Origin of the sequence: Tessaracoccus sp. O5.2 (genome assembly GCF_964266725.1) — a bacterium.
In the GTDB taxonomy this organism is placed as follows: Bacteria; Actinomycetota; Actinomycetes; order Propionibacteriales; family Propionibacteriaceae; genus Arachnia; species Arachnia lapidicapta.
The window spans coordinates 134,748-160,576 of the sequence record NZ_CAXWGV010000045.1 but is presented as its reverse complement, the minus strand read 5'-3'; the positions used below and the strand labels follow the sequence as shown (position 1 = coordinate 160,576).

The window sequence follows — 25,829 nt, the reverse complement described above, 5'->3', positions numbered from 1 at the left end:
CGATGAACGCCCGGTTCAAGAAGCTTCGCCTCGGTGCCCTGCAACGCGAGATCCTCCACCACACCGGCCGCCTCGAAGCCCTCGCCCAGGCCAAGGGCCGCACCGCCCGGCAACGCCGGACCGCGACCGGCTAACCGGAGGAAACAGGTGAGGCAACGACCTGGCGAACCGGAGGTTCACTGCTGAGGCAACGATCAGTTCACCCGGAGGTATTGACATGAGGCATCACGCTGGGCAAGGCTTGTCCCGGCCGGTGTAGGATCAGCCAAGCTAGACCGGCCGAGCTCGCACCCAGGCGCGAGGGAGAAGTGACCAACCAGATGAACAAGAAGCCCACTGTGATCGTCGCCGAGGACGAGGCGCTCATCCGCCTTGACCTTGTGGAACTCCTCACCGAAGAGGGGTATGAGGTGGTCGGCGAGGCTGGCGACGGGGAGGAAGCGGTCAAGCTGGCCCGCGAGCTGGAGCCCGACCTCGTCATCATGGACGTCAAGATGCCCAAGATGGACGGCATCACGGCCGCCGAGATCATCGCCGAGGAGCGCATTGCGCCCATCGTCATGCTCACCGCGTTCAGCCAGCGCGACCTCGTCGAGCGGGCCCGCGACGCCGGCGCCATGGCGTATGTCGTCAAGCCGTTCGGGGCGTCGGACGTCATTCCCGCGATCGAGATCGCGATGGGACGCTTCCAGGAGCTCAAGGCGATCGAGGACGAGCTGGTCTCGCTCGAGGAGCGGTTGGAGTCGCGGAAGATCATCGACCAGGCCAAGGGCATCCTGCAGCAGGATCTGGGTCTGACTGAGCCGGAGGCGTTCCGGTGGATCCAGAAGACCGCGATGGATCTGCGCAAGTCGATGCGCGACGTCGCCGTCGGTGTGATCTCCCACAAGAAGAAGTAGCGGTCGAGGTCGGGGCCGGGGTCGCGTAGTGGCCCCGGCCCCGACCCATGCCCGCCCGCGCGACCCGCACCCGGCCATACCGGCACGACACGCCGTCGAACTGAGTGCCGGAGGCCCCCAGCAGGGTCGAGGCTTGAGTTCGCCTGTCATTCGTGTTGGTGCCCCGGCCGGCCCTGCGCCCGGCCATACCGGCACGACACGCCGTCGAACTGGGCGCCCGGCGCCTCCTACGGGGTCGAGGCACGGGTTCGCCTGTCATTCGTGTTGGTATTCGGTGATCTGTATCGGCTCGAGGGCGCGTCAAGCAGCGGGCCGACGACGGCGCATGGCCGCCCGCAGATCGGCCACGACGGCGGGCCAGGACGACATGACCTGCCGCCACGTCAGCCGCACGACGGCGTAGCCAAGAGCCGCAGCGGCGCGGTCCCTGCGTCGGTCGGACTCGAATGACTCCGCCGTCCCGTGGAACTCCCGTCCGTCGGCCTCGATGAGGAGGCGGTCGCTGAGCAGGAAGTCGAACCGGCCGACGCCAGCCAGCTTGAACTGCGGCCGCGGACGGAAGCCTGCGGCGCGGAGGCGCTGGCGCGTCAGTGACTCGAGCGCGGACTCGGTCCTCGCGTCGGCCCGCGACAGCAGCGCCTGGCCCTTCAACCCGACGGGCTCCAACTGCGCGGCGAGTTCCGCGCGATTGAGGAGGCGGCGGTACAGGATGCAGTCCATCGCCATGACCGCGTGCTCTTCGGGGTGGTGTCGGATGGCGGCGAGGAGCGCGGAGACGACGTCGTCGAGCGGCCGCCGGGTCCCGCCGGCGGGGCTGGAGCACAGGATCGCCCCGGCGGGTAGTTCGCGACGGCGGGCCGAGTAGCCGCCGCGCCGGAGGTGGAGCTGTGCATCCGGGACGGTCCAGATGCCGTGGACGTCGAGGGCGGACACGCACGTGAGCGTGGCGTCGGCCGCGGCGGCCGTGACCACCTGCGGGATCGCGCCTGGGAGCGCGTATCGGCAGCGGTCGATGCGGACCAGTTCACCGTCGCGCTCGGCGCGGGTGATTGCGTACCGGGACATGCCGTCGGCCAGCAGCTCGCGACGCGTGGCGACGCCGCCGGCGCCGAGGGAATGGTAGATGCGCATGCCCCGTTCTGTGCGCCCGGCGACTCACTTTGCCGCGCGAATCACGTTGTCCACAGGTCGTCCCGGTCGCCCCCGCACCTCGCCCGCGCCGCCATGACCGGCACGACACGCCGTCGAACTGGCACCTCGACGACGCGTGCGCTCTCGGCGAGCGAGTTGGACTGCTATTGGTGCTGTCCGCGGGGCGGGAGTGGTCTACCCATCTGCAGCACGAATAGCAGGCCGACTCGTGCATCGGCCGGCCAGAGAGCGTCGAGGTGCCAGTTCGACGGCGTGTCGTGCCGGTGGGGCCCGGCGCGGAAGGCGCGGGGCGGGTGGAGCGACGGCGGGGTCGGGCAGGGTGGAGCGACGCCGGCGCGGTCAGGGGCGGCGGCCGGGTCGGGCAGGGGCGGAGCGACGGCGGCGCGGCCCAGGCGCGACCGTCAGGGCCGGGCGAGGGTCAGGGGGCGGGGCGCGCCGGGATCATGTGGCACGTCAACCGCCCGGTGGCGGTCAGGCAACCCTCGTCGTCGACGATGTCCACCCGATACGTCGCGATCGAACGACCCAGGTGGATGGCCGTCGCCGTCCCCGTCACATGTCCCGCCCGCACCGCGCGCACATGCGTCACGTTCAGGTCCACCCCGACACCCACGCGGTCCGGATACCCGTGCGCCATCGCCCCCATCGACGCGAGCGTCTCCACCAGCACTCCGGACGCGCCGCCGTGCAGCAGACCGAACGGCTGCTGGTTGCCGTCGACGGGCATGGACCCCACGACACGCTCGGGGCTCAGCTCCGTGATCACGACGCCGAGCCGGTCGTCGAGAGGGGAATGGACGTCGCGCAGCCAGTCGGGGGTGCCGTTCATGGGCTGCACTCTGCCACACCTTCGGTAGGCTCGCTCCGTGACTGAGACGGGCAAGCTGCTGCTGATCGACGGCCATTCGGTGGCCTACCGCGCGTTCTTCGCCCTGCCCGTGGAGAACTTCGCCACCACCACGGGGCAGCACACCAACGCGGTGTTCGGGTTCACGTCGATGCTCATCAACGTGCTGCGCGACGAGCAGCCGACGCACATCATCGTCGCGTTCGACAAGGCGCGCGAGTCGTTCCGCACCGAAAGCTATCCCGAGTACAAGGCCAACCGGTCGTCGTCGCCGGAGGAGTTCAAGGGCCAGGTCGCGCTGGTCAAGGACGTGCTGGACGCGTTGAAGATCCCGCACCTCGACCTGGCGGGCTACGAGGCCGACGACATCATCGCGACCCTCTCCACCCAGGCCGCCGCCGACGGCTACGACGTCTACATCGTCACCGGAGACCGCGACGCCATGCAGCTGGTCAACGACCACGTCACCGTCCTCTACCCGCGCAAGGGCGTCTCGGACCTCGCGCGCATGACGCCGGCGACGGTGGAGGAGAAGTACCTCGTGCCGCCGACCCGCTATCCCGAGCTCGCCGCGCTGGTGGGCGAGACCAGCGACAACCTCCCCGGCGTCCCCGGCGTCGGCCCCAAGACAGCCGCGAAGTGGCTGGCCCAGTTCGACGGCCTCGACAACCTCGTGGCGCGCGCCGAGCAGGTGCCCGGCAAGGCGGGGGAGTCGTTCCGCGCCCATCTCGACGACGTCGTGCGCAACCGCCGCCTCAACGCCCTGGTGTGCGATCTCGACCTCGCCGTCGACCTCGCCGAGACCAAGCGCCGCGACTGGGACCGCGAGCGCGTCCACCACCTGTTCGACGCCCTCGAGTTCCGCGTGCTGCGCGAGCGCCTGCTGGACCTGGCCCCCGCCGAGCCCGTGGCGACCGAGAGCTTCGCCGTCGACGGCGCCCGCCTGGCACCCGGGGCCCTGGCCGACTGGCTCGCCGAGCACGCCACCGAACGCACCGCGTTGCACGCCGTCGGCCGCTGGGGCGGCGGCACCGGCGACATCACCGGCTTCGCGCTGGCGGCGGCCGACGGGGCCGGCGCCTACGTCGACACCGCCGACCTCACCCCCGAGGACGACCAGGCGCTGGCCGCGTGGCTCGCCGATCCCCACCGAGGGAAGCTCATCCACGGCGCCAAGGGCCCGACGCTGGCCTGTTGGGCGCGCGGCTGGGACCTGGCCGGCGTCGCGCAGGACACGCTGCTGGCCGCCTACCTGCTGCGCCCGGACCAGCGCACCTACGACCTCGGCGACCTCGTGACCCGCTATCTCAAGCGGGACCTGTCGACGCAGCCGGCCGCCGCCGATGACGTGCAGCTGGCCCTCGACTTCGGCGACGACGACGGCGCCTCCATCGAGGTGCCCCTCCTGCACGCCCGGGCCGTGTTCGACCTGGCCGAGGAGCTGGACCGCCAGATGGCCGAGCGCAACGCGTCGCGCCTCATGACGGACGTCGAGCTGCCGCTGCAGCGGACGCTCGCGCGGATGGAGGCGGTCGGGGTCGCGGTGGACCGGGACAGGCTGCAGGCCCTGCGCGACGAGTTCGACCGCGCCGTCGCCGCGGCCCAGCAGGCCGCCTTCGACGTGCTCGGTCACGAGGTGAACCTCGGCTCGCCCAAGCAGCTCCAGACCGTGCTGTTCGATGAGCTCGGGATGCCGAAGACCCGCAAGACCAAGTCGGGCTACACCACCGACGCGGAGGCGCTGGAGTCGCTGTTCGCCAAGACGGAGCACCCGTTCCTCGGCCACCTGCTCGCGCACCGCGACCAGATCCGGCTGCGGCAGACCGTCGACGGCCTCCTGTCGTCGATCGCGGACGACGCCCGCATCCACACCACCTACGTGCAGACCATCGCCGCCACGGGGCGCCTGTCGTCGACGGATCCGAACCTGCAGAACATCCCCATCCGCACCTCGATGGGGCGCCAGATCCGCTCCGCGTTCGTGCCGGGGCCGGGCTTCGAGTCGCTGATGTCGGCGGACTACTCGCAGATCGAGATGCGGCTCATGGCGCATGCGAGCGCCGACGAGGGCCTCATCGAGGCGTTCACGTCGGGCCGCGACTTCCACAACGAGATGGCCTCGCTCGTGTTCCGCGTGGAGCCCGAGGACGTCACGGGCGAGATGCGGGCCAAGATCAAGGCCATGAACTACGGCCTCGCCTACGGCCTCAGCGCGTTCGGGCTGTCGAACCAGCTGAAGATCTCCGTCGCCGAGGCGAAGACGCTCATGGAGGACTACTTCTCCCGCGTCGGGGGAGTGCGCGCCTACCTGGCCGACGTCGTGGAGCAGGCCCGGCGCAGTGGCTACACCGAGACGATGCTCGGCCGGCGCCGGTACCTGCCGGACCTCACCTCCTCGAACCGACAGCGCCGCGAGATGGCGGAGCGGGCGGCCCTCAACTCACCGATCCAGGGTTCGGCGGCCGACGTCATCAAGGTGGCGATGATCAACGTGGCGCGCGCGCTCGACGAGGCGGGGCTCGCCAGCCGGATGCTGCTGCAGGTCCACGACGAACTCGTCTTCGAGGTGGCGCCGGGGGAGCGCGACGCCCTCACCGACCTCGTCCATCGGGAGATGGCCGGCGCGTTCGACCTCGCCGTGCCGCTGGCGGTGTCGGTGGGTGTGGGCGACTCCTGGCAGTCGGCCGCCCACTGACCCTCAGGCTGCGGGCGTGACCGGGGTGCCGTAGAAGAAGACGCGCGAGTCCCAGTTCTCCGTCGAGCGGTTGAAGTCCCAGCAGATGATGATGGCCAGCCGGGGGTCGCCGTCGAAGTCGATCATGACGTCGGACTGCGGGTCGTAGTCCTCGACCCACACCTTCAGCGCCTCAGTGAACTCGTAGCACTGCACCTGGCCGTCGTCGCCGTACAGCTTGATGACGTCGCCCGCCTCGAGGGCCGGCCCGCCGTCGGAGTACAGCTCGTTGCCCAGCGCTCCGCCGTTGCGGTACGTGTGGATCGACAGCAGCGCCTGACCCTCCTCAGCCCCGGGGCGAGGCCCGGCGTTCCACCACGACGCGGTGCGGGGCTCGTCCTTCGGCGGCGCGGCGATGTTGCCCTCGTCGTCAAGGTTGAGCGAGACGATCCGCTCGTCCGCGCCGAGCGCGGGGATCGCGAACCGGGTGGGCACGAACCCCTCGGCGACCGCCGTGCAGTCCGCGAGTTCCGGGGACACGGGTTCCGACGGCGTGGGCGACGGCGTCGGCAAGGGAGACGGCGACGCCGCAGAGACGGTCGGACTCGGTGAGGCGCCGACCGCCGGGGCCGAGGACGACGGCGCGACGGAGGCCGCGGGCACCGCCTCTGACCCGCCGCGGTTCCACAGCAGAGCCACGAGCAGCAGCGCGAGCACGCCGACGACGGCGACGGCGATGACGAGCGGGCGGCGCGAGCGGGCCGACGACGGAGCGGAGGTCACGCAGCCAGCTTATTCACTGGCCCGCCCACACCGAAACGGCTAAGCTGACCGGACCGTCGGGCCGGCCCTCGGCTCGCTAGGTTGCTTGTGGGCGGCAGCGGGAGGTAGGCTGAGCGGGCATTGTGGCCTGCAATCCCTCAGACGGAGTAGGGACAGCATGTCTTCGACGGGGCCCCGGTGCACAGTCATCATTTTCGGAGCCCTACTACATGACCTCCTCCACTGAGGCCTCGACTGTCGCAGTCGACGACTTTGGCACCCCTGAGGCCTTCATGGCCGCGGTTGACGCCACCATCAAGTACTTCAACGACGGGGACATCGTCTCCGGCACCGTCGTCAAGGTCGACAAGGACGAAGTCCTGCTCGACATCGGTTACAAGACCGAAGGCGTCATCCCCTCGAAGGAACTCTCCATCAAGCACGACGTGGACCCGTTCGACGTGGTCCAGGTTGGCGATGAGATCGAGGCCCTCGTTCAGCAGAAGGAGGACAAGGAGGGTCGCCTGATCCTGTCCAAGAAGCGCGCCCAGTACGAGCGCGCCTGGGGCACGATCGAGAAGATCAAGGAAGAGGACGGCGTCGTCACCGGTTCCGTCATCGAGGTGGTCAAGGGCGGCCTCATCGTCGACATCGGCCTGCGTGGCTTCCTGCCCGCGTCGCTGGTCGAGATGCGCCGCGTCCGCGACCTCCAGCCCTACGTCGGCATGGAGCTCGAGGCCAAGATCATCGAGCTGGACAAGAACCGCAACAACGTGGTCCTGTCCCGCCGCGCCTACCTCGAGCAGACGCAGTCCGAGGTGCGCCAGACGTTCCTCACCCAGCTGCAGAAGGGCCAGATCCGCAAGGGTGTCGTGTCCTCCATCGTCAACTTCGGCGCCTTCGTCGATCTCGGCGGTGTGGACGGCCTCGTGCACGTCTCCGAGCTCAGCTGGAAGCACATCGACCACCCGAACGAGGTTGTCGAGGTCGGCATGCCGGTCACCGTCGAGGTTCTCGAGGTCGACATGGACCGCGAGCGCGTCTCGCTGTCGCTGAAGGCCACGCAGGAGGATCCGTGGCAGACGTTCGCCCGTCTGCACCAGATCGGCCAGATCGTGCCGGGCAAGGTCACCAAGCTCGTCCCCTTCGGCGCGTTCGTGCGCGTCGGCGAGGGCATCGAGGGCCTGGTGCACGTGTCCGAGCTGGCCGAGCGCCACGTCGAGATCCCCGAGCAGGTCGTGTCGGTGGGCGACGAGGTCATGGTCAAGGTCATCGACATCGATCTCGAGCGTCGCCGCGTGTCGCTGTCGCTCAAGCAGGCCAACGAGAACATCGACGTCGCGGCTGACGACTTCGATCCGCTGCTCTACGGCATGCAGGCGTCGTACGACGACCAGGGCAACTACATCTACCCCGAGGGCTTCGATCCGGAGACCAACGAGTGGAAGGAAGGCTTCGACGAGCAGCGCGCTGCTTGGGAGGCCCAGTACGCCCAGGCCCACGCGCTGTGGGAGGCCCACAAGCGCCAGGTCGAGTCGGCCGAGACCGCCGAGCGCGACGCGGCCGTCCAGGCCGGCACCGGCTACGTCACCGAGACCGACGGCGACGGCTCGCTCGCCTCGGACGAGACGCTGCAGGCCCTCCGCGAGAAGCTCTCCGGCGGACGCTGACCCTGAGACACGAAGCCGCCCCCCTCACTCGAGGGGGGCGGCTTCTGCGTTCCCCCAGCCACTAGCATCGGGCTCATGGTCCGCATCGCGCTGACCGGGGGGATCGCCTCCGGCAAGTCCTTCGTCGCCGAGGAACTGGCGCGCCTCGGCGCGGTCATCGTCGACTCCGACGTCCTCGCGCGCGAGGTGGTCGCCCCGGGGACCGAGGGGCTGCGGCGCGTCGTCGAGCGGTTCGGACCTGGCATCCTCACCCCCGACGGCGCGTTGGACCGGCCGGCGCTGGGCGAGATCGTGTTCGCCGACGACGACGCCCGGGCCGACCTCAACGCGATCGTGCACCCGCTGGTCCGGGAGCGGGCGCTCGCGCTGGAGGCCGCGGCACCCGGCGGCGCCGTCGTGGTCCAGGTGGTGCCGCTGCTGGTCGAGACGGGGCTGCACCGCGGGTTCGACCGCATCGTGGTGGTCGACGTGCCGACGGAGACGCAGGTGTCGCGGCTCATCCACCGCAACGACCTCACCACCGAGCAGGCCCGCGCCCGGGTGCGGGCCCAGGCGTCGCGGGAGGAGCGGCGGGCGGTCGCCGACTGGGTCATCGACAACTCGGGCGACCAGGCGTCGACCGTCCGTCAGGTGGAGGCGCTGTGGCCTCAGCTGGTCGCCGCGTCGGTGCCCTCCCAGGGCGGGCAGGCGCACACGAGGTTGCGGTCGCCGTAGGCGTTGTCGACCCGGCCGACCGGCGGCCAGTACTTGTCGACCCGGAACGACCCGGCCGGGAAGCAGCCCTGCTCGCGGGAGTAGGGGCGGTCCCAGTCGGCCACGAGGTCCTCGACCGTGTGGGGCGCCCGCCTGAGCGGCGACTCCTCGGCCGACACCTCGCCCGCGACGACCTGGTCCGCCTCCCGCACGATGTCCAGCATCGCCGCGACGAAGCGGTCCAGCTCGGCCAGCGTCTCGGACTCCGTCGGCTCGATCATGAGGGTCCCCGCGACGGGGAACGACATGGTGGGCGCGTGGAAGCCGTGGTCAATGAGGCGCTTGGCGATGTCGTCGACGGTGACTCCGTGCGAGGCGTAGCCGCGCGGATCGACGATGCACTCGTGCGCGACCCGCCCGCCGCGACCGCGGTAGAGGATCGGGAAGGCGTCGCCGAGGCGGGCGGCGAGGTAGTTGGCGCTGAGGATCGCCACCCGGGTGGCCTGGGTGAGGCCGGCGCCGCCCATGAGCAGGATGTACGCCCACGAGATCAGCAGGATGGAGGCCGATCCGAGCGGCGCGGCGGAGACCGCGCCCTCCTCGCCGGTGCGCGGGTCGCCGGGCAGGTGCTCGACGAGGTGGCTCTTGACGCCGATGGGGCCCATGCCGGGTCCTCCGCCGCCGTGGGGGATGGCGAAGGTCTTGTGCAGGTTCAGGTGGCTGACGTCGCCGCCGATGTCACCGGGCCGCACCAGGCCCACCATGGCGTTCATGTTCGCGCCGTCGATGTAGACCTGGCCGCCGAACTCGTGCGTGATGTCGCACACCTGGCGCACGGTCTCCTCGAAGACGCCGTGCGTCGACGGGTAGGTGATCATCACCGCGGCCAGCGAGTCGCCGGCCGCCTCGGCCTTGGCCCGGAAGTCGTCGACGTCGATCTCGCCGTCGGCGGTGGCCTTGACGGCGACGACCCGCATGCCCGCCATCTGCGCGGAGGCCGGGTTGGTGCCGTGGGCGGAGGTGGGGATGAGGCAGACGTCGCGCTGTTCGCCGCGGGCGCGGTGGTACGCGGCGATCGTGAGCAGCCCGGCGGACTCGCCCTGCGCGCCGGAGTTCGGCTGCATGGAGAAGGCGTCGTAGCCCGTGATCTCGCAGAGCTTGGCCTCGAGGTCGGCGACGAGCTCCTGGTATCCGGCCGCCTGGTGGGCGGGGGCGAAGGGGTGCAGGTCGCCGAACTCGGGCCACGTCAGCGCCATCATCTCGGCGGCCGCGTTGAGCTTCATCGTGCACGAGCCGAGCGGGATCATCGCCCGGTCCAGCGCCAGGTCGCGGTCGCTCAGGCGACGCATGTAGCGCATCATCTCCGACTCGGCCCGGTTCATGTGGAACACCGGGTGGGTGAGGTACTCGCTCGTGCGCAGCAGGGGGTCCGGGAGCGCGGGCGTCTCGCCCAGCTGGGGCTGCTCGTCGATGCCGAAGGCGTCGAGGACCCGGTGCAGGACCTCAAGGTCGGTGGTCTCGTCGACGGAGATCCCGACGCGGTCGCGGCCCACGCGGCGCAGGTTGATGCCGCGGTGCTCCGCGGCCGCCAGGATCCCGGCCTGGCCCACCCCGACGCGCACCGTGATGGTGTCGAAGAAGTGCTCCGGCTCGACCTCGGCGCCGTTGGCGCGCAGCGTGGCGGCGAGCGTCGCGGCCATGAGGTGGGTGCGCTGCGCGATGGCGCGCAGGCCGACGGGTCCGTGGAACACGGCGTAGAAGGAGGCCATGACGGCGAGCAGCGCCTGCGCGGTGCACACGTTTGAGGTGGCCTTCTCCCGGCGGATGTGCTGCTCGCGGGTCTGCAGCGCCAGCCGGTAGGCGCGGTTGCCGCGGGCGTCGACCGACACCCCCACAAGGCGGCCCGGCATGGCGCGCTTGAGCTCGTCGCGGCACGCCATGAACGCGGCGTGCGGGCCGCCGAAGCCCATGGGCACGCCGAAGCGCTGCGCGGAGCCGATCGCGATGTCCGTGCCCATGGCTCCGGGGTCCTTGACCAGGCAGAGCGCCAGCAGGTCGGTGGCCACGACGGCGATGCCGCCCGCCTCGCGGACCGCCGCGCACTGGCTGCTGAGGTCGCGCACGTGGCCGTAGGTGCCGGGGTGGGCGAAGATTGCGCCGCAGAGGTCGGTGGCGTCGAACTCGTCGACGGGGCCGACGACCAGCTCGATGCCCAGCGGCCGCGCGCGCGTCGCGAGGACGGCCAGGACCTGCGGGTGGAGGTCGTCGGCGGCGAAGAACCGCGCGCTGCGGGACTTGGCCGCCCGCTTGGCCATCCCCATGGCCTCGGCGGCCGCGGTGGCCTCGTCGAGCAGGCTGGCGTTGGCGATCGGCAGCCCGGTCAGGTCCTCGACCATCGTCTGGAAGTTGAGCAGCGCCTCGAGCCGGCCCTGCGCGATCTCCGGCTGGTAGGGCGTGTACGCGGTGTACCAGGCCGGGTTCTCCAGCACGTTGCGCTGGATCGCCGGCGGGACCACGGTGCCGTAGTAGCCCTGGCCGATGAGCGACGTGGTGACCGTGTTGCGCGACCCGACGGCGCGCAGCCGCTGGAGCAGCTGGTACTCGGTCAGGGGCTCCCAGTCGAGGGGCTGCTCCTGCCGCAGCGGTCGGGGGACGGTCTCGTCGATGAGCTCATCGAGCGAGGACACGCCCACCGCGGCGAGCATGCGGTCCATCTCGGCCGGGCTGGGGCCGATGTGGCGGCGGTTGGCGAAGTCGTCGGGGTCGTAGCCGACCCGCTCCCAGGTGCCCGTCATGCGCCGATCCGCGCGCGGTACGCGTCCTCGTCGAGGAGGCCGTCGAGGACCGCGGGGTCGGCCACCGTCATGCGGACGAACCAGGCCGCCGTCGCGTCCTCGTTGACCAGGCCCGGGTTGTCGACGAGTTCCTCGTTGACGGCGGTGACGGTGCCGGCCACCGGCGCCATGATCTCGGAGGCGGCCTTGACCGACTCGATGACGACGACCTCAGTGCCGGCCGTGACGTCGGCCCCCACCTCGGGCAGCTCGATGAACACGATCTCGCCCAGCTCGTCGGCGGCGAACTGCGTGATGCCGACGGTGACCTCGCTGCCGTCGGCGGCCAGCCACTCGTGGCTCTCGGTGTACTTGATCATGGTGACTCCTCAGCGCTTGTAGGACGGGGTGATGAAGGGCAGGTCGACGACGGCGACGGGGACGCGCCGGCCGCGCAGCTCGGCGTGGACGGTGCCGCCGATCTCCGCGGGGAGCATGCCCATGGCGATGGGGTGGCCGACCGATGGGCCGAAGCTGCCGGAGGTGACGGTGCCGATGGGTTCGGTGGCGGCGTCGTCCGCGTACAGGGCGACCCCCTCGCGGATGGGGGCGCGGCCCTCCGGGCGCAGGCCGCGCCGGACGCGGGCCGGGCCGTCGCGGAGCTCGGCGAGGACGGCGTCGGCGCCCGGGAAGCCGCCCTCGCGGGCGCCGTCGACGCGCCGGACCTTCGGCACGGCCCAGCCGAGGCCGCCCTGCGCGGGGGTCACGTCGGTGGACAGGTCGTGCCCGTAGAGGGGCATGCCGGCCTCGAGCCGCAGGGAGTCGCGGGCGCCGAGCCCGGCGGGCAGCACCCCGTCGACGGCCAGCAGGGCGCGCGCGAACCGCTCGGCGGCGTCGTTCGGGACGGAGATCTCGAAGCCGTCCTCGCCGGTGTACCCGGACCGCGACACCCACACCTCGTGGCCGGCCCACTCCAGGGGCCGGGAGTCCATGAACCGCATCTGAGCGGCCTCGGGGACGAGCGAGGCCAGGGCCCGCTCCGCCTCGGGGCCTTGCAGCGCCAGGAGGGCGCGGTCGGTGCGGTGGTCGACGGCGACGCCGCGGAGCTGCCGCAGCCAGCCGAGGTCGTGCTCGGTGCGGGCGGCGTTGACGACCAGGAGGAACCGGTCGCCGTGGCGGGAGACCATGAGGTCGTCCAGGATGCCGCCGCGCTCATCGGTGAACAGCCCGTAGCGCTGACGCCCGTCGGCCAGGCCGACCAGATCGGCCGGGATCAGCGTCTCGAGGGCGGCCGCGGCGTCCGACGGGTCACCCGAGTCGGCCGTGACGAGCACCTGGCCCATGTGCGAGACGTCGAACAGGCTGGCGTGGGCGCGCGTGTGGAGGTGTTCGGGCATGACGCCCGCGAACTGGACCGGCAGCTCCCAGCCGGCGAACTCGACGAACCTGGCGCCGGTCTCGGCGTGCAGTCCGTGCAGCGAGGTGGTCTTCGGTGACGACAACTCGGGGCCCCTTCCCGCCGGAGACCGGCGCTGGCGGGTGGCGTGTTCCACCCTAGCGCCCCCTCTGTCCGCGGTGCCTGAGATTTTGAATCCTTCGGCGGGCCCACTGGGGCCTCTTTCCAGAGTGTCGATCTCGTTCGCGGTCCTGGGGCCTGAGAGTTTCCGGGGCGGTTGCTCCTTCGGCACCGGCTGGGCCGGTTCTCCCGCGAACGTCGCCCATCCTAAGCGACGGGGACCGGCCCCCGCCAGGGGAGGCCCGTCAGAGCGACCAGGGGACCGCCCGCCGCGGCTCCAGGCCGGCGGCCCGGTAGCAGGCGTCGATGACCTCCATGGTCGCGATGGAGTCCGCGCTGTCCACCGCCACCGGGCCGCCCTCCTCGACGGCGGCCACGAACGCGGCCAGCTGCGCGCCGTAGCTGGTCACGTCGGGCGCGACCTCCTCGGTGGTGCTGTGTCCGTCGACGGTGAGGGTGAGCGAGTTGCCGCCGTGCGGCTTGACGAACCCCTCGATGGCGATGCTGCCGCGCGTGCCCGTGACGACGGCGCTCTGCCGCTCGGCGTCCTCGAGCAGCGAGCTCGACGCGACGGCCCGGATACCGCCCGGGAACTCCAGGTGGGCCGTGAGGGCCTCGTCGATCTGGCCGCCGTCGACGCGGCGCGCCTCGGCGGAGACGACGCGCGGGTCCGAGCGCAGCAGCGTGCGCAGGAGGTGGATGGAATAGCAGCCGAGGTCCATGGTCGAGCCGCCGGCCAGGTCCCAGTTGTAGCGGATGTTCGTACGGTCCGGCAGGTGGATGTCGAACACGGCCTCGGCGGACACGACGTCGCCGATCGCGCCGTCGGCCAGCAGCTGCTCGGCCCGGTGGATGAGCGGGTGGTGGCGGTAGTGGAACGCCTCCATGACCACCACCGGGAGGCCGGCGACGGCGTCGACGACCCGCCGCGCCTCCTCGGCGTTGGACGCGAACGGCTTCTCTACCAGCACGTGCTTGCCCGCGCGCGCCGCGCGCACCGTCCACTCGGCGTGGGCCGAGTTGGGCAGCGGGATATAGACGGCGTCCACGTCGGGGGAGGCGAGCAGATCGTCATAGGAGTCGAGGACCTGCGCGACACCGTGCTCGGCCGCGAACTCCTCGGCCCGCCCGCGGTTGCGGGCCGCGACGGCGACGAGCTCCACGTCGGGGTTGGCGTGGGCGGGCGCGATGAGGGCCGACGGGGTGATGCCCGCCGCGCCGAGGATGCCGAAACGCACAGTCATGATCGCCTCTCTGAGATCCGGATGCCTGGACAGTCTAGGGCGCTGCGCGCGGCTACCTCGTCGCCTCGATCATCGCCCGCAGCTCCTTCTTGAGGTCGTGGATCTCGTCGCGGTGCCTGGCCGCGACCTCGAACTGCAACTCGGCGGCGGCCTGGTGCATCGCGTCGGTGAGCTCCTTGATCAGCGACGTCAGCTCCTCCTGCGCCATCGACGACGCGTCGAGGCCCTTGCGGCGCCCGGGCTTGGCCGAGTCCAGAAGCTCGCCCGTGTCCGCGTCCTCGCGGGCGAGCATCTCGGACACGGCGGCGATCCGCTTGCGCAGCGGCTGGGGGTCGATGCCGTGCTCCAGGTTGTAGGCCACCTGGATGTCGCGGCGTCGGTTCGTCTCCCCGATCGCGGCCTCCATCGACGGCGTGATCTTGTCCGCGTACATGTGGACCTGGCCGGCGACGTTACGGGCGGCGCGGCCGATGGTCTGGATCAGCGACCGCTCGGAGCGGAGGAAGCCCTCCTTGTCGGCGTCGAGGATGGCGACCAGCGACACCTCGGGCAGGTCGAGGCCCTCCCGCAGCAGGTTGATGCCGACCAGCACGTCGTACTCGCCCAGCCGCAGTTCGCGCAGCAGCTCGATGCGGCGGATCGTGTCGATGTCCGAGTGCAGGTAGCGGGTGCGGATGCCGTGATCCATCAGGTAGTCGGTGAGGTCCTCGGCCATCTTCTTCGTCAAGGTGGTGACGAGCACACGCTCGTTGCGTTCGACGCGCAGCTTCACCTCCGCCATGAGGTCGTCGATCTGCCCCTTGGTGGGTTTCAGCACCACCTCCGGGTCCACCAGACCCGTGGGGCGGATGATCTGCTCGACGAAGCCGTCCGAGCGGTCCATCTCATAGGGCCCGGGCGTGGCCGACAGGTACACCGTCTGCCCGATCCGCTCGACGAACTCGTCGAACTTCAGCGGCCGGTTGTCCATGGCCGACGGCAGCCGGAACCCGTGCTCGACGAGCGTGCGCTTGCGCGACGCGTCGCCCTCGTACATGCCGCCGATCTGCGGGATCGTCACGTGCGACTCGTCGACGACCAGCACGAAGTCCTCGGGGAAGTAGTCGAGCAGGCAGCTGGGGGCGCTGCCGGGGGTGCGGCCGTCGATGTGGCGCGAGTAGTTCTCGATGCCGGAGCAGGTGCCGATCTGGCGCATCATCTCGATGTCGTAGCTCGTGCGCATCCGCAGCCGCTGCGCCTCCAGCAGCTTGCCCTGCGCCTCCAGGTCCGCCAGCCGGGTGGCCAACTCGGCCTCGATGCTCCCGATGGCCCGCTCCATCCGCTCGGCGCCCGCGGAGTAGTGCGTGGCCGGGAAGATGTAGGTCTCCTGCTCCTCGTGGATGACGGTGCCGGTGAGCGGGTGCATCGTGGCGATGCGCTCGATCTCGTCGCCGAAGAACTCGACGCGCACCGCGTTCTCCTCATACATGGGAAAGATCTCGAGGGTGTCGCCCTTGACCCGGAAGGTGCCCCGGCCGCCCCCGATGTCGTTGCGCGCGTACTGGATGTCCACGAGGTGCCGCAGCAGCTGGTCCCGGTCCATCTCGTCGCCGACCCGGAGCGTGACGCGCTGCTCCAGGTACTCCTGCGGCGTGCCCAAGCCGTAGATGGCGGACACCGTGGCGACCACGATGACGTCGCGCCGCGTGAGCAGCGAGCTGGTGGCCGCGTGCCGCATGCGCTCCACCTCCTCGTTGAGCGAGGAGTCCTTCTCGATGTAGGTGTCCGTCTGCGGGAGGTAGGCCTCCGGCTGGTAGTAGTCGTAGTACGAGACGAAGTACTCGATGGCGTTGTCCGGCAGCAGGTCACGCAGCTCGTTGGCGAACTGGGCCGCCAGGGTCTTGTTGGGCTGCATGACCAGCATCGGCCGCTGGAGCCGCTCCGCCAGCCACGCGACCGTCGCCGTCTTACCGGTGCCGGTGGCGCCCAGCAGCACCACGTCCTTCTCGCCGCTGTCGATCCGGCGCTGCAGCTCCGCGATGGCGCGCGGCTGATCTCCCGAGGGCTGGAACTCGGAGATGACCTTCAGGGGCGCCACCTGGCGGCGCAGCTCGTGGACGGGACGCATGCCAGCCAGGGTAATAGGGGGCACCGACAGTTTCGCCGGGCACTGACGTGGAGGGTCAGAGCCAGGAGCGGATGAGCCGCGGGGAGCTCACGCCGCGCGCGAGCCAGCGGATGAGGTCGGCGGCGGGTCCGCGCACCTCCACCTGGTCGTCGACGCCGTCGACGTCGGCCGTGTACCCCTCGTCGGCGACGAGCCGCACGGACCGCCGGTTCGGGCGCTCGGCGTAGCGCTCCACCTGGAAGGCGAGCACCGCCACTGCCGTGTCGGGCGCGAGGTCGACCACCGTGGCGCGCCCGTCCAGGTCCATGTGGTGCAGCAGCACTTCGCCCAGGCGCGCCAGCGGGATCTGCCAGGCGGGGATGGTGTATCCGGAGCGGGTCACGACGGGCGTGGTGTCGCCCTCCAGTGCGGGCAGCATCTCCTGCAGCTCGCTGGCGGAGGTGTCCAGGCTGATTTGCAGGTCGAGCCCGCTGGCCAGCGCGAGGACCTCGACGGAGCGGCGTTCCTCGTCGTCGTCGACGTGCAGAGCCACGGGGCGCCCCGCGTGGAGACTCTCGATGACCGCGATGAGCCGGCGGGCCCCGTCGACGAGGTGGGCCGCGACGTGGCTTCGCGTCCAGCCCGGCAGCGCCGTCGGTTGCGCCCAGTCGTCGTCGGTGAAACCGATGGTGAGCCCCAGGAGGAGGGAGGTGTGCTCCCGGACGGCCGCGACCACGTCGACGAAGGGGGCGCGGCTCGTGGGCATGGGCCCACCCTAGCAACGCCGTACGATGGCGGGCGTGAATGATCGGCTCGTCGTGCGGGGTGCCCGCGTCCACAACCTGAAGAACGTGTCGCTGGATCTGCCCCGCGACGCGCTCATCGTGTTCACGGGGTTGAGCGGGTCCGGCAAGTCGTCGCTGGCGTTCGACACGATCTTCGCGGAGGGGCAGCGCCGCTACGTCGAGTCGCTGTCGGCGTACGCGCGGATGTTCCTCGGTCAGATGGACAAGCCGGACGTCGACTTCATCGAGGGGCTCTCGCCCGCGGTGTCGATCGACCAGAAGTCGACCAGCCGCAACCCGCGCTCCACCGTCGGCACCATCACCGAGGTCTACGACTACCTGCGGCTGTTGTTCGCGCGCATCGGCGTGCCCCACTGCGAGGTCTGCGGGGCCGTCATCGGCCGGCAGACGCCCCAGCAGATCGTCGACCGGTTGATGTCGCTGGAGGAGGGCACGCGCTTCCAGATCCTCGCCCCGCTGGTGCGCGGCCGCAAGGGCGAGCATGCCGAGCTGTTCCGCCAGCTGGTCGGCGACGGCTACAGCCGCGTGCGGATCGACGGCGACACGCACCCGCTCACCGAGCTGCCGGCCATCGACAAGAACCGCAAGCACGACATCGAGGTCGTCGTCGACCGCGCCGTGGTGCGGCCGACCGCCAAGCAGCGCATCACCGAGTCCGTCGAGACGGCGCTGGGGCTGGCCGGCGGCGTCGTGACCATCGACTTCGTGGACCTCCCGGCCGACGACCCGGAGCGCGAGCGGCGGTTCTCCGAGAAGATGGGCTGCCCCAACGAGCACGACGTCAACATCGACGAGCTCGAGCCCCGGCAGTTCTCCTTCAACGGCCCCTGGGGCGCCTGTCCCGACTGCTCCGGCCTCGGCACGCTGCTCGACCCGGACCCCGAGCTGCTCATCCCCAACGACGACCTCTCGCTCGACGAGGGCGCCATCGCGCCGTGGAACACCCCCACCATCAAGGCCCACTACGACCACGTGCTGCGCTCGCTGGCGGAGGAGCACGGCTTCTCCATGGCCACCCCGTGGCGCGACCTCAGCGCCGCCGCCCGCAAGGTCCTCCTGCACGGCGTCAAGGGCAACGTCGTCGTCAGCTACCGCAACCGGTTCGGCCGCGTGCGGTCGTTCTCCCAGAAGTACGAGGGAGTCATCCCGTTCATCCGCCGCCGCTACGACGAGGCGGAGACCGACGCCGCCCGCGACCGCTGGGGCGGGTACATGCGCGAGATCAACTGCCCGGCCTGTGACGGCGCCCGCCTCAAGCCGTCGAGCCTCGCCGTGACCGTGGCCGGCCACAACATCGCGCAGCTGGCGCACCTGTCCATCGGGGAGGCCGCCGAGTTCCTCCGCGGCCTGGAGCTCACGGAGCGCGAGGCCACCATCGCGGAGCGGCTGGTCAAGGAGATCAACGCCCGGCTGAAGTTCCTTCTCGACGTCGGCCTCGACTACCTGACCCTGTCCCGCGCCGCGGGCACGCTCTCGGGCGGCGAGGCGCAGCGCATCCGGCTCGCGACCCAGATCGGCTCGGGCCTGGTCGGGGTGCTCTACGTGCTCGACGAGCCCAGCATCGGCCTGCACCAGCGCGACAACATGCGCCTCATCGAGACCCTGCACCGGCTGCGCGACCTCGGCAACACGCTCATCGTCGTCGAACACGACGAGGACACCATCCGGGCCGCGGACTGGGTCGTCGACATCGGCCCGGGCGCGGGGGAGGGCGGCGGCGAGGTCGTGGTGTCGGGCACCGTGGAGGCGCTGCTCAACCACCCGGACTCGCGCACCGGCCAGTACCTGTCCGGGCGGCTCAGCATCCCCGTCCCCGCCATCCGGCGGCCGGGCAACGGCAAGCAGATCGTCGTGCGGGGCGCGCGGGAGCACAACCTGCGCGGCGTCGACGTGGCGTTCAACCTGGGCCAGTTCATCGCCGTGACCGGCGTCTCCGGCTCTGGCAAGTCGTCGCTGGTCAACTCGATCCTGTACACCGCGGCGGCCAAGGCCATCTACGGCTCCAAGGCCGTCCCGGGCCGGCACCGCTCGCTGGAGGGCCTGGAGCACATCGACAAGGTCATCCAGGTCGACCAGTCGCCGATCGGCCGCACCCCGCGGTCCAACCCCGCCACCTACACCGGCGTGTTCGACAAGATCCGCACCCTGTTCGCCAAGACGCCTGAGGCGAAGGTCCGCGGCTACCAGCCCGGCCGGTTCTCGTTCAACGTCAAGGGCGGGCGCTGCGAGCACTGCATGGGCGACGGCACCATCAAGATCGAGATGAACTTCCTTCCGGACGTCTACGTGCCGTGCGAGGTGTGTCACGGTGCGCGGTACAACCGGGAGACCCTCGAGGTGCACTACAAGGGCAAGACGATCGCCGAGGTGCTGGACATGCCCATCTCGGAGGCGGTGGAGTTCTTCGAGTCCATCGGGTCGATCTCGCGCTACCTGCAGACGCTCACGGAGGTGGGTCTGGGCTACGTGCGGCTCGGGCAGCCCGCGACCACCCTGTCCGGCGGCGAGGCGCAGCGCGTCAAGCTGGCGGCTGAGCTGCAGAAGCGGTCCACGGGCCGCACGCTCTACGTGCTCGACGAGCCGACGACCGGCCTCCACTTCGAGGACATCCGGCGCCTGCTCGCGGTGCTGCAGCGCCTCGTCGACGCCGGGAACACGGTGGTGACGATCGAGCACAACCTCGACGTCATCAAGTCGGCCGACTGGATCATCGACATGGGGCCCGACGGCGGCAGCCGCGGCGGCGAGGTCGTCGCGACCGGGACGCCCGAGGACATCGTCACGGTCGCGGAGTCCGCCACGGGCCAGTTCCTGCTCCCGCTTCTCGAGCGCGCCTGACCTGTCGCACCTCCATCCGCTGGTGAGGCCCACCCGCGCCAGGGGCGTCTCCGACCCATTCGTCTCCGCCTCTTAGACTTGCCCCATGGCCGACCCCGCGAGCTACCGCCCACCTCAGGGCAGTATCCCCACCGATCCCGGGGTTTACCGATTCTTCGACTCGTTCGGCAACGTCATCTACGTCGGCAAGGCCAAGAACCTGCGCCAGCGCCTCAATTCCTACTTCGCCGACCCGTCGGCGCTGCACTTCCGCACCCAGACGATGGTCCGCACCGCCGCCAAGGTCGAGTGGACCGTCGTGGCCAACGAGCTGGAGGCGCTGCAGCTCGAGTACACGTGGATCCAGCAGTTCGACCCGCGATTCAACGTCAAGTACCGCGACGACAAGTCCTACCCCTGGCTCGCCGTCACCATGAGCGACGAATATCCGCGCGTGTTCGTCGGACGCGGGGCCAAGAAGCGCGGCACCCGGTACTTCGGCCCCTTCGGCCAGGCGTGGGCCATCCGCGAGACCGTCGACCTGCTGCTGCGCGTGTTCCCCATGCGGTCCTGCACGCAGGGCGTCTTCACCCGGGCCCGGTCGTCGGGGCGCCCGTGTCTGCTGGGCGACATCGGCAAGTGCTCGGCCCCGTGCGTCGGCCGCGTCACCGCGGACGAGCACCGCGGGATCGCCGAGGACTTCTGCGCCTTCATGAGCGGCAACACCGGGGGCATCATCGGCCGGATCGAGCGCGAGATGTACCAGGCGTCGGCGGACCTCAACTTCGAACGGGCCGCCGTCCTGCGTGACTCGCTGGGCGCCCTCAAGCGCGTTCAGGAGAAGAACTCGGTGGTCCTCAGCGACGGCCTCCGCGCCGACGTCGTGGGGTTCGCCGACGACGGCCACCAGGTGGCGGTCCAGGTGTTCCACGTCGTCGACGGGCGCATCCTGGGGGAGCGCGGCTGGATCGCCGACCGCGCCGACGACCGCCCGCTCACCGAGCTCCTCGAGGTGTTCCTCGAACAGGTCTACACCGACGACCTGGAGATCCCGCCGCACATCCTCACCTCGGTGGAGGCGGAGGACACGCTCGTCGAGGACCTCAGCCGCCGCCGCGGATCGCGCGTCAGCATCCGGGTGCCGCTGCGCGGCGAGAAGCGCGCCCTGCTCGACACCGCCGTCAAGAACGCCGGCATGGCTCTGGACCAGGCCAAGCTGCGCCGCGCCTCGGATCTCACGACCCGCAGCGCGGCGCTCGACGAGGTGGCCGACGCCCTCGGGCTGGCCGAGCCCCCGCTGCGCATCGAGTGCTACGACATCTCGCACACCATGGGCTCCGAGGTGGTCGGCTCCATGGTGGTTTTCGAGGACGGGCTGCCGCGCAAGAGCGAGTACCGCCGCTTCATCATCAAGACCGTCGAGGGATCCAACGACGTCGGCGCCATCAGCGAGGTCCTGCAGCGCCGCCTGCGCCGCCTCATCGACGACCGGACGGCGGATCTCCGCGTCGACCCCACGACGGGGGAGGCCGCGAAGTTCGCGTACCCGCCGGCGCTCATCGTCGTCGACGGCGGCCTGCCGCAGGTCAACGCGGCCGCGGCCGTCCTGCGCGGGGCGGGCCTCGACGGCGAGATCGCGCTGTGCGGCCTGGCCAAGCGCCTCGAGGAGGTCTGGCTGCCCGGCGAGGACTACCCGCTGATCCTGCCGCGCGCCTCCGAGGGGCTGTATCTACTGCAGCGCCTCCGCGACGAGGCCCACCGCTTCGCGATCACCCACCACCGGGCGCGGCGGGCCAAGCAGGTCGTCGAGTCGGTCCTCGACGACGTGCCGGGTCTGGGCAACATCCGCCGCAAGGCGCTGCTCACGTACTTCGGCAGCCTGCGCAAACTGCGGCTGGCCAGCGTCGACGAGATCGCGGCCGTGCCGGGCTTCGGGCCCACGCTCGCGGCGACCGTCAAAGCCGCCGTCGCGGGCACCGGCGGGGAGGCCATCAACCTGACGACGGGGGAGGTGACCGAGACGTGACCCCCGATTTGAACAGTGTTCAAGGCGTGGGGCAGGATGGTGGCACCCCCGCTCACGAGGAGACCCCCATGACCACCAGCCCCGCCGCCGTCCGGGCGCGATCCCTCGCCCCGTCGGACCTCGCCTACGTCGCCGTCTTCGCCGCCCTCATCGCCGCACTCGCGCTGACGCCCCCCATCCCGGTCGGCAGCCTCGGCGTGCCGATCACGCTCCAGACCCTCGGCGTGGCCCTCGCAGGGCTGTGCCTGGGCGCGTGGCGCGGCGCGGCCGCCGTCGGCCTGTACCTGCTCGTGGGCCTCGCCGGCCTGCCCGTCTTCTCGGGCGGCAAGGCAGGGCTCGCGGTGCTCGTCGGCCCCACCGGCGGTTACCTGCTGTCGTTCGTCCTCGCGGCCTTCCTCACCGGCCTCATCGCGCAGTTCGTGGTGCGGCGCGGCCTCAGCCGCCTGACGCCGCTGTGGCTGTTCCTCGGCGTCTTCGCCGTGCGGGTGGCCGTCATCTGGCCGCTGGGCGTCGCCGGGATCGCGCGCGCCGTCGGCAAGCCGATCGGCGATCTCTGGCTGAGCGACCTCGCGTTCTGGCCCGGCGACATCCTTAAGGGGATCGTCGCGGCGCTGGTGGCCTACGCCGTCCACAAGGCGTTCCCGAGGCTGCTCGGCCGATGATCAGCCTGCGCGGGGTCAGCGTCGTCATCCCGGCCGTGCGCCGGGGCGACGCCGACCGCGTGCTGCTCCGCGACATCACCCTGGACCTGGCGGAGCGGAGGATCGCCCTGGTCGGGGCGAACGGGTCGGGCAAGTCCACCCTGCTGCGGCTGCTCAACGGGCTGCGTCTGCCCACCGCGGGGACGGTCAGCGTCGACGGGCACGACACGGTGAAGGAGCCGCGCGCCGTGCGGTCGCGGGTCGGCTTCGTCTTCACCGACCCGTTGGCGCAGCTGCTCATGTCGACGCCCATCGAGGACGTCGAGCTCAGCCTGCGGTCGCGTATCCGCGGCCAGCGGGAGCGGACCCGCCGCGCGCAGGAGCTGCTCGACGAACGCGGACTCGGGCACCTGGCCCACCAGAGCATCTACGACCTGAGCGGCGGCGAGCGCCAGCTGGTGGCGTTGACGAGCGTGCTGGCCGTGGAACCCGCGATCCTCGTCGCGGACGAACCGACGACGCTGCTGGACCTGCGCAACCGGCGCGCCCTGCGCCGCACCTTCGCGGCGCTCGACCAGCAGCTGATCTACTCCACGCACGACCTGGACGTCGCGGCGGACGCCGACCGGGTCCTGGTGCTGCACGAGGGCCGCGTCATCGCCGACGGGGAGCCCGCCGCCGCCCTGGCCGCCTACGAGGAGGTGCTGGTGTGAACGCCCACTCCTCCCTGCTCGGCCTCTACGAGCCGGGGGAGGGGTGGCTGTTCCGCTTCCCCGTCGGCCTCAAGTACCTGCTCCTGCTCCTCGTGACGGTGCCGCCGCTGGTGTGGGGGCACTGGGGGGTGACGGTCGCGGCGCTGGCCGCGGTCCTGGTGCTGCTGGGGAGCTCCGGCATCGGCCCGGTGCGCGCGCTGCGGATCGGGTGGGTGCTGTGGATCCTGCTGCTGGTGATGGCCGCCTACCACCTGGTGTCGTTCAACCCGGCCGCGGCGGTCGTGCAGTCGGGGACCATCCTCGTCGCCGTCCTGGCCGCGCGGATGCTGACGCTCACGACGTCGACCCCGGTACTGATGGACGCGCTCGGCCGCGCGCTCGGCCCGCTGCGCTGGGTGCGGATCGACCCGCGGCAGGTGGCGCTCGCCGTCGCGTTGATGATCCGCTCGGTGCCGTACCTCATCGGCTCGATCGACGACGCCCGCGACGCCGCCCGCGCCCGGGGCCGCGACCGCAACCCGGCGCTGCTGCTGACCCCCGTGATCGTGGGGGCGGTGGCGTACGCGGAGCGCACCGGCGAGGCGCTGCACGCCCGCGGCCTCCCCGGCGACGACTGACCGGCGCGCGCGACGCTCACCCGACCCCAGCCGGGCCGGGCACTAGGCTGGGCAGCATGACCGACGCACCCCAAGAGTTCGCCCTCATCACCGGCATGTCCGGCGCGGGACGGCGCACGGCGGCGCACATGATGGAGGACCTCGGCTGGTACGTCGTCGACAACCTCCCTCCCGTCATGATCCCCGAGCTCGGCGCCACCCTGCGCGGCTTCGGGGTGACGCGCATCGCCGTCGTCGCCGACGTGCGCTCGCGCGAACAGTTCGAACAGCTCCCCGACGCGATAGCGCGGCTCAAGGCGGAAGGTGCGACGGTCACCACGGTGTTCCTGGAGGCCGCCGACGACGTCATCGTCCGCCGGCAGGAGTCCAACCGGCGCCCGCTCCCGCTGCAGGGCGGCGACCGCCTCATCGAGGGCATCGAGCGGGAACGCCGGCTCCTGGCGGACCTGCGCGCGGACGCCGACATCGTCGTCGACACCACCTATCTCTCGGCCCGGCAGCTCACGCAGCGCGTGGCCAACCACTTCGGCGACGAGGCCAGCGACGCGCTGAAGATCGCGCTGATCTCCTTCGGCTTCAAGAACGGGGTCCCGATCGACGCCGACATGGTCTTCGACGTCCGCTTCCTGCCCAACCCGCACTGGATCCCCGAGCTCCGGCCGAAGTCCGGCCTGAGCAAGGACGTCGCGCAGTACGTCCTCAAGCACGACGCGGCCCAGAAGTTCCAGGACGCCATGGTGAACCTGCTCACCGGCGTCGCGCCCGGCTACCTGTCCGAGGGCAAGCGCCAGGTCACCGTCGCCATCGGCTGCACCGGCGGCAAGCACCGCTCCACGTCCATGGCCGAGGAGCTGGCCGTCCGCCTGCGCGCGCAGGGTTTCCCCACCACCGTGCTGCACCGGGACCTGGGCAAGGAATGAGCCTGCACGAACTCCCGCGGGTCGTCGCGCTCGGCGGCGGGCACGGCCTCGCGGCCTCGCTCACCGCGCTGCGGCGCGTGACGGACCGGCTGACCGCCGTCGTCACGGTCGCCGACGACGGCGGGTCGTCGGGCCGGCTGCGGCAAGAGTTCGACATCCTCCCGCCCGGGGACCTGCGCATGGCGCTCGCGGCGCTGTGCTCCGACGACCACGTCGGCCGGACCTGGGCCAGCGTCCTCCAGGCCCGCTTCCGCGGCGACGGCCCCCTCGGCGGCCACGCCATCGGCAACCTCCTCATCGCGGGCCTCTGGCAGCAGCTGGGCGACCCCGTCGAGGGCCTCGACATGGTGGGCGATCTCCTCCGCACCCGCGGCCGCGTCCTGCCGATGAGCGCCGTGCCGCTGGAGATCGAGGCCGACGTGCTGGGCCTCGACCCCTTCGCCCCCGACGAGGTGTGCACGCTGTCGGGCCAGGCGACGGTGGCCAAGACCCGGGCGACCGTCCAGGCGGTGCGGCTCATCCCGGACCGGCCCCCGGCGCATCCGGCCGTCCTCGACGCTGTCCGGCACGCCGACAGCATCGTGCTCGGCCCCGGCTCCTGGTTCACGAGCGTCATCCCGCACCTGCTGGTGCCGGATTTGGCCCGCGCCGTGCTGGACAGCTCCGCCCAGCGCATCCTGGTGCTCAACATTGCGCCGGCGGAGGAGACCGACGGGTTCTCCGCGTCGCGGCACATCGAGCTTCTGGCCGAGCACGCGCCCGGCCTGACCTTCGATGTGGTCATCGCCGACAGCAGGTTCGCCGACTCCGATCACCACCTCGACAGCTACGTCCGCTCGCTCGGGGGGCAGCTGGTGACGGCGGACGTCCACGCCCGCGACGGGTCGGCCACCCACGACCCCAATCGGCTCGCGGCGGTCTTCAGCGAGGTCATCGGCGCCTGAGAAGGCGATTGGCTGTGTGTGGCAGACT

19 protein-coding genes, 1 pseudogene and 1 riboswitch are annotated in these 25,829 nt (G+C 71.1%); of the genes and pseudogenes, 11 read left to right on the top strand and 9 right to left on the bottom strand.

What is annotated here, in order from left to right; genetic code table 11:
• Positions 1–320 precede the first annotated feature (320 nt).
• Positions 321–899: an ANTAR domain-containing response regulator gene (locus ACFQPD_RS11830; protein WP_078920236.1), complete on the top strand. Its 579-nt coding sequence runs from the start codon at positions 321–323 to the stop codon at positions 897–899.
• 300 nt (positions 900–1,199) lie between these two features.
• Here ACFQPD_RS11830 and ACFQPD_RS11825 read toward each other — a convergent pair whose 3' ends face one another.
• Both ACFQPD_RS11825 and ACFQPD_RS11820 read right to left on the bottom strand, forming a co-directional pair.
• Positions 1,200–2,030: a type IV toxin-antitoxin system AbiEi family antitoxin domain-containing protein gene (locus tag ACFQPD_RS11825; protein WP_385900872.1), complete on the bottom strand. Its 831-nt coding sequence runs from the start codon at positions 2,028–2,030 to the stop codon at positions 1,200–1,202.
• A 439-nt stretch (positions 2,031–2,469) separates the two neighbouring features.
• On the bottom strand, positions 2,470–2,880 hold the full coding sequence (locus tag ACFQPD_RS11820) for a PaaI family thioesterase (protein WP_385900870.1): 411 nt from the start codon (positions 2,878–2,880) through the stop codon (positions 2,470–2,472).
• A gap of 37 nt (positions 2,881–2,917) precedes the next feature.
• On the opposite strand from ACFQPD_RS11820, the gene polA reads away from it, so the two are divergent.
• On the top strand, positions 2,918–5,593 hold the full coding sequence (gene polA / locus ACFQPD_RS11815) for a DNA polymerase I (protein WP_385900869.1): 2,676 nt from the start codon (positions 2,918–2,920) through the stop codon (positions 5,591–5,593).
• A gap of 3 nt (positions 5,594–5,596) precedes the next feature.
• On the opposite strand, the gene ACFQPD_RS11810 is transcribed toward polA, so the two are convergent.
• Entirely contained in the window at positions 5,597–6,355 is a 759-nt protein-coding gene (locus tag ACFQPD_RS11810; RefSeq protein WP_385900868.1) for a class F sortase, read from the bottom strand.
• A gap of 209 nt (positions 6,356–6,564) precedes the next feature.
• Between ACFQPD_RS11810 and rpsA the strand changes: the two genes are divergently transcribed.
• Together rpsA and coaE are read left to right on the top strand one after the other, a co-directional pair.
• Complete coding sequence (rpsA, locus tag ACFQPD_RS11805) at positions 6,565–8,004, top strand: 30S ribosomal protein S1 (protein WP_068752488.1); 1,440 nt, start codon at positions 6,565–6,567, stop codon at positions 8,002–8,004.
• Between the two features lie 75 nt (positions 8,005–8,079).
• Positions 8,080–8,718: a dephospho-CoA kinase gene (coaE, locus tag ACFQPD_RS11800; RefSeq protein WP_385900867.1), complete on the top strand. Its 639-nt coding sequence runs from the start codon at positions 8,080–8,082 to the stop codon at positions 8,716–8,718.
• Here coaE and gcvP read toward each other — a convergent pair.
• From gcvP to ACFQPD_RS11770, 6 genes are all read right to left on the bottom strand, one after another.
• The gene (gene gcvP / locus ACFQPD_RS11795; protein WP_385900866.1) at positions 8,652–11,492 is read right to left on the bottom strand and encodes an aminomethyl-transferring glycine dehydrogenase; all 2,841 of its coding nucleotides are present in this window, start codon (positions 11,490–11,492) and stop codon (positions 8,652–8,654) included. The genes coaE and gcvP overlap by 67 nt on opposite strands.
• Positions 11,489–11,851, bottom strand: a complete 363-nt coding sequence (gene gcvH / locus ACFQPD_RS11790) for a glycine cleavage system protein GcvH (protein WP_385900865.1) — start codon at positions 11,849–11,851, stop codon at positions 11,489–11,491. Before gcvH ends, gcvP begins: the two co-directional genes overlap by 4 nt.
• Before the next feature lie 9 nt (positions 11,852–11,860).
• On the bottom strand, positions 11,861–12,973 hold the full coding sequence (gene gcvT / locus ACFQPD_RS11785) for a glycine cleavage system aminomethyltransferase GcvT (protein WP_385900864.1): 1,113 nt from the start codon (positions 12,971–12,973) through the stop codon (positions 11,861–11,863).
• A gap of 130 nt (positions 12,974–13,103) precedes the next feature.
• Positions 13,104–13,189: riboswitch (glycine riboswitch) on the bottom strand.
• Between the two features lie 43 nt (positions 13,190–13,232).
• A complete protein-coding gene (locus tag ACFQPD_RS11780; protein ID WP_385900862.1) occupies positions 13,233–14,231 on the bottom strand; it encodes a Gfo/Idh/MocA family protein in 999 nt (332 codons plus the stop codon).
• A 52-nt stretch (positions 14,232–14,283) separates the two neighbouring features.
• Positions 14,284–16,338 carry an excinuclease ABC subunit UvrB gene (gene uvrB, locus ACFQPD_RS11775; RefSeq protein WP_385900861.1) on the bottom strand — a complete coding sequence of 685 codons (2,055 nt, stop codon included), beginning with the start codon at positions 16,336–16,338 and terminating at the stop codon, positions 14,284–14,286.
• Positions 16,339–16,393: 55 nt separating this feature from the next.
• On the bottom strand, positions 16,394–17,083 hold the full coding sequence (locus ACFQPD_RS11770; RefSeq protein ID WP_385900859.1) for a maleylpyruvate isomerase family mycothiol-dependent enzyme: 690 nt from the start codon (positions 17,081–17,083) through the stop codon (positions 16,394–16,396).
• 25 nt (positions 17,084–17,108) lie between these two features.
• Here ACFQPD_RS11770 and uvrA point away from each other — a divergent pair, with 25 nt between their 5' ends.
• The 7 genes and pseudogenes from uvrA (at position 17,109) to yvcK (ending at position 25,801) form a co-directional block, all read left to right on the top strand.
• A complete protein-coding gene (gene uvrA / locus ACFQPD_RS11765) occupies positions 17,109–19,961 on the top strand; it encodes an excinuclease ABC subunit UvrA (RefSeq protein WP_385900858.1) in 2,853 nt (950 codons plus the stop codon).
• A gap of 85 nt (positions 19,962–20,046) precedes the next feature.
• Positions 20,047–21,966 (top strand): excinuclease ABC subunit UvrC, encoded by a 1,920-nt coding sequence (uvrC, locus tag ACFQPD_RS11760; RefSeq protein WP_385900856.1) that lies wholly within the window; start codon positions 20,047–20,049, stop codon positions 21,964–21,966.
• A 68-nt stretch (positions 21,967–22,034) separates the two neighbouring features.
• Positions 22,035–22,628: a biotin transporter BioY gene (locus ACFQPD_RS11755; RefSeq protein ID WP_385900855.1), complete on the top strand. Its 594-nt coding sequence runs from the start codon at positions 22,035–22,037 to the stop codon at positions 22,626–22,628.
• Positions 22,625–23,320 carry an energy-coupling factor ABC transporter ATP-binding protein gene (locus tag ACFQPD_RS11750; RefSeq protein WP_385900854.1) on the top strand — a complete coding sequence of 232 codons (696 nt, stop codon included), beginning with the start codon at positions 22,625–22,627 and terminating at the stop codon, positions 23,318–23,320. The genes ACFQPD_RS11755 and ACFQPD_RS11750 overlap by 4 nt, the downstream gene beginning before the upstream one ends.
• Positions 23,317–23,937, top strand: a complete 621-nt coding sequence (locus ACFQPD_RS11745; RefSeq protein WP_385900853.1) for a CbiQ family ECF transporter T component — start codon at positions 23,317–23,319, stop codon at positions 23,935–23,937. The genes ACFQPD_RS11750 and ACFQPD_RS11745 overlap by 4 nt, the downstream gene beginning before the upstream one ends.
• Positions 23,938–24,001: 64 nt before the next feature.
• Positions 24,002–24,857: pseudogene (rapZ, locus tag ACFQPD_RS11740) on the top strand (RNase adapter RapZ); the annotation flags it as partial.
• Positions 24,854–25,801 (top strand): uridine diphosphate-N-acetylglucosamine-binding protein YvcK, encoded by a 948-nt coding sequence (gene yvcK / locus ACFQPD_RS11735; protein ID WP_385900851.1) that lies wholly within the window; start codon positions 24,854–24,856, stop codon positions 25,799–25,801. The pseudogene rapZ and the gene yvcK, both read left to right, overlap by 4 nt.
• The last annotated feature ends 28 nt before the right edge of the window (positions 25,802–25,829 follow it).

What these genes read in the sequence shown, in the direction of transcription:
- ACFQPD_RS11830 (WP_078920236.1), top strand. Translation starts at nt 321, where the DNA reads ATGAACAAGAAGCCCACTGTGATCGTCGCCGAGGACGAGGCGCTCATC.
- ACFQPD_RS11825 (WP_385900872.1), bottom strand. Translation starts at nt 2,030, where the DNA reads ATGCGCATCTACCATTCCCTCGGCGCCGGCGGCGTCGCCACGCGTCGC.
- ACFQPD_RS11820 (WP_385900870.1), bottom strand. Translation starts at nt 2,880, where the DNA reads ATGAACGGCACCCCCGACTGGCTGCGCGACGTCCATTCCCCTCTCGAC.
- rpsA (WP_068752488.1), top strand. Translation starts at nt 6,565, where the DNA reads ATGACCTCCTCCACTGAGGCCTCGACTGTCGCAGTCGACGACTTTGGC.
- coaE (WP_385900867.1), top strand. Translation starts at nt 8,080, where the DNA reads ATGGTCCGCATCGCGCTGACCGGGGGGATCGCCTCCGGCAAGTCCTTC.
- gcvP (WP_385900866.1), bottom strand. Translation starts at nt 11,492, where the DNA reads ATGACGGGCACCTGGGAGCGGGTCGGCTACGACCCCGACGACTTCGCC.
- gcvH (WP_385900865.1), bottom strand. Translation starts at nt 11,851, where the DNA reads ATGATCAAGTACACCGAGAGCCACGAGTGGCTGGCCGCCGACGGCAGC.
- ACFQPD_RS11780 (WP_385900862.1), bottom strand. Translation starts at nt 14,231, where the DNA reads ATGACTGTGCGTTTCGGCATCCTCGGCGCGGCGGGCATCACCCCGTCG.
- uvrB (WP_385900861.1), bottom strand. Translation starts at nt 16,338, where the DNA reads ATGCGTCCCGTCCACGAGCTGCGCCGCCAGGTGGCGCCCCTGAAGGTC.
- ACFQPD_RS11770 (WP_385900859.1), bottom strand. Translation starts at nt 17,083, where the DNA reads ATGCCCACGAGCCGCGCCCCCTTCGTCGACGTGGTCGCGGCCGTCCGG.
- uvrA (WP_385900858.1), top strand. Translation starts at nt 17,109, where the DNA reads ATGGCGGGCGTGAATGATCGGCTCGTCGTGCGGGGTGCCCGCGTCCAC.
- uvrC (WP_385900856.1), top strand. Translation starts at nt 20,047, where the DNA reads ATGGCCGACCCCGCGAGCTACCGCCCACCTCAGGGCAGTATCCCCACC.
- ACFQPD_RS11755 (WP_385900855.1), top strand. Translation starts at nt 22,035, where the DNA reads ATGACCACCAGCCCCGCCGCCGTCCGGGCGCGATCCCTCGCCCCGTCG.
- ACFQPD_RS11750 (WP_385900854.1), top strand. Translation starts at nt 22,625, where the DNA reads ATGATCAGCCTGCGCGGGGTCAGCGTCGTCATCCCGGCCGTGCGCCGG.
- yvcK (WP_385900851.1), top strand. Translation starts at nt 24,854, where the DNA reads ATGAGCCTGCACGAACTCCCGCGGGTCGTCGCGCTCGGCGGCGGGCAC.